The 1,166-nt window shown below is 40.1% G+C and carries 1 protein-coding gene; it reads left to right on the top strand.

Features of this window, described 5'->3' with window-relative positions:
* The first annotated feature begins 88 nt into the window (after positions 1–88).
* Positions 89–1,111 (top strand): IS30 family transposase, encoded by a 1,023-nt coding sequence (locus AC4HAJ_RS08750; protein WP_491079755.1) that lies wholly within the window; start codon positions 89–91, stop codon positions 1,109–1,111.
* The last annotated feature ends 55 nt before the right edge of the window (positions 1,112–1,166 follow it).

Raw genomic sequence — 1,166 nt, 5'->3', positions numbered from 1 at the left:
TCCCGCGTTGTAAAATGAAGTGCAACACAAAAGACATGTTCGTCTGATATACTAGAATCCTCCAACTCAGTATAGAAAGCAGATGAACATGTCCACTAATTATTCTACCAAAAAGTCGCGTTATTCTCATTTATCAGCCTCTGAGCGAGGTGAAATTAGTGCTTATTTGAAAATGGGTAAAAAGCTTGTTGAAATTGCACATCTATTAGGGAGACATCGCTCGACAATTACTCGTGAGATTAAGCGTGGTACAGTAACACAAGTCCAAGATAAGAATGGTAAACGAACTTATTATCAATCCTATTTCGCTGATAGCGCTCACCGTGTCTACGAAGAAAATCGTAAAAATAGTACCTACCTGAAGTTAGATAAGTGTTCACCACATTTTTTTGATGAACTAGAAAAAGCTGTTAAAGCAACTGTTCGTTGTCATAGTGTAGATACATTTGTTCACGACTACAAAGAGAAGCATCCAACAGAGACCATTCCTTCAACGAAGACAGTCTATCGCTATATTGGAGCTGGTCTTATTGCTATCAAGCCAATCGATTTGCCAAAGATGGTGAGCATTAGAAAGCGTTCTAAATCTAAATCCACGGTCAATAAGAAGACTCTTGGAAAATCCATCGAGGAGCGTCCAGAAACGATTAACAACCGCTCTGAATTTGGACACTGGGAGATTGATCTGGTTCTCGGTAACAAAACTAAGGGAGAAGCTGTTGTCATGACCTTAGTTGAACGTCAAACCCGCTTTGCCTTGGCGTGTAAGCTACCTAACAAACAAGCTGAAACGATCAATGAAGCTGTCAAAGAACTATTATGTGAGTACCCAATTACTTCTATCACATCAGATAACGGCTCTGAGTTTAGTCTATTAGCTGACTTAGAAGGTGTTGACATTTATTTCGCTCATCCTTATTCTTCCCATGAAAGAGGATCAAATGAGCATTTCAATGGTCTACTGAGAGAATTTCTCCCAAAAGGACAGTCGCTCAACCCAATAACTGATGAAGAGCTGGCTCGTTATATCTCAGCTATCAACGAGAGACCTAGACGACTTCATCATTACAAAACAGCAAAATTTCTGTTTGGGCTAGCCCAAACAGCCTAATCAATGGGATCCTAGTCTATCCACGAACTTGTTGCACTTGACTTGACAATGTGTC

Source organism: Streptococcus sp. ALY_211, assembly GCF_058314555.1.
This window is presented reverse-complemented; position numbering and strand designations above follow the sequence as displayed.

Excerpts from the sequence above, each read along its gene's own strand:
- AC4HAJ_RS08750 (WP_491079755.1), top strand. The coding sequence starts at position 89 with ATGTCCACTAATTATTCTACCAAAAAGTCGCGTTATTCTCATTTATCA.